Source organism: Streptomyces triticirhizae (assembly GCF_003696235.1).
Classification (GTDB): Bacteria; Actinomycetota; Actinomycetes; order Streptomycetales; family Streptomycetaceae; genus Streptomyces; species Streptomyces triticirhizae.
Map to the genome: position 1 here is coordinate 1 of NZ_RFFJ01000382.1, position 1,639 is coordinate 1,639.

The 1,639-nt window shown below is 77.4% G+C and carries 1 protein-coding gene and 1 pseudogene; both read right to left on the reverse strand.

Going from position 1 to position 1,639, the window contains the following annotated elements:
- Positions 1-440, reverse strand: a pseudogene (locus tag EBN88_RS29775) (2Fe-2S iron-sulfur cluster-binding protein); the annotation flags it as partial.
- A complete protein-coding gene (locus EBN88_RS29780; RefSeq protein WP_122400074.1) occupies positions 437-1,339 on the reverse strand; it encodes an FAD binding domain-containing protein in 903 nt (300 codons plus the stop codon). The gene EBN88_RS29780 and the pseudogene EBN88_RS29775, both read right to left, overlap by 4 nt.
- Between the last annotated feature and the right edge of the window lie 300 nt (positions 1,340-1,639).

The window sequence follows — 1,639 nt, forward strand, 5'->3', positions numbered from 1 at the left end:
GGGCCGTCGCCCAGCGGGCGGCGCTCGGCGCGGCCCTCGAAGGAGCCGGCCAGCGCGGCGGCGGCGCCCTGGCCGAGAGCCGCCTGCCCGGACGCGGGCGCGCGCGGGCCGTCCCCGAAGGACTCGGCCGCAAGAGGCTCGGCCGGAAGGGGCTCGGCCGGGAAGGGCTCGGCCGGCTGCTCGCCGAGCGCGGCGAAGGGCATCGTCCACTGCCCGGTGGTGGCCGGATCGACGCTGGGCCCCGGGGTCGCCACCGGGGCGCTCGGCTCGATCACCGGCGGCTGGTAGCCCTGCCCCGGCGCGGCCAGCGGCTCGCTGCCGCCCCGCTCCGGCAGGCCGCCCGGCAGTTCGAGGAAGCCGGTGGCCTCGGCGTCGTACTCGTTGCCCCAGTTGGGCTGCGGCCCGGGGGCGTTCGGGTCGGGCTGGTGCTCGTTGCTCATCGGAGAGCCCTTCCGAGTCCACGGCGGGCCAGTGCGGCCACGGTACGCCTCAGATGCAGCACGGCGGGCGGGAGTTGGGCGGGTTCGCCGCCGTCCCCCGAGGGTCTCGGGTCGGGGATGCAGGCCATGCCGACGTAGTCGCCGAACGCGGCCAACGCCTCGGGGGCCAGGCCCCGTTGGCCGTCCCAGTCCACCAGGGAGGCGACCCAGCGCTCCGCGTCCAGCGGGCGCAGCGGCATCGGCGCCACCGCGCCGACGGCGCACCGCACCTCGCGGCGCAGCGGGTCGAGCACCACGGCGACCGAGGCCAGCGCCCGCGAGGGGCCGGTGCGCGAGGTGGCCTTGAGGAACGTCTGGGGGGCGTGCAGCAGCGGGACCCGCACGTGGGCGAGGAGTTCGCCGGGGTTGAGCCGGTCCCGGCCGGCGAGCAGGTGGCTGATCGGGATCTGGCGGCCCTCGCCGTCGGGCGCGGCCACCAGCAGCGTGGCCTCCAACGCGGCCAGCACCGGCAGGGTGTCGCCGGAGGGCGCGGCGGAGATGATGTTGCCGCCGAGCGTGCCGGCGTTGCGGACCTGGGGCGGCCCGGCGGAACGGGCGGCGGCGGCCAGCGCGGGGATCAGCGCGGAGAAGTCGGGGCGGCTCATCCGGGAGTGGGTCAGACAGGCGCCCAACAGCGCGTGACCGTCCTGGTACGACCAGCCACGCAGCTCGGCGAGCCGGCCGAGGCCGACCAGGGCCGCCGGCCGCAGCATCCCGGCGTTGACGCTCGCCATCAGATCGGTGCCACCGGCGACCGGAACGGCGGCCGGCGCCTCGGCCAGCGCCGCCACGGCCTCGTCCAACGTGGCCGGTAGCGCGACGAGCTGGGCCGCCCGTGGTACCGGCGCGTGCGTGCTCAATCCAGCTGCCCCTTTCCGGTTGTCCCGGCTGCCCAGCCGTACGGTACGTGCTCCGGGCCCGGACGTGGCAACTCTGGCACATTTTTCGCCGCCGCAGAGGCGTAAGCCCGGTCACCCGAGGGAACAACGGCCCGCGCGGCGCCGGGCGTTGGGGACGCGCTCACACGATCAGGGCACGCACACGATCAGGGCACCGATCGAACGCGGATCGGCCACCTCTCCCGCGCACGGGACGCGGCCCGCACGCCCCGGCCGCGGCCGGAACGCCGCCGGCCGCGTGGGCCGGGCGCGGCGGCCGGC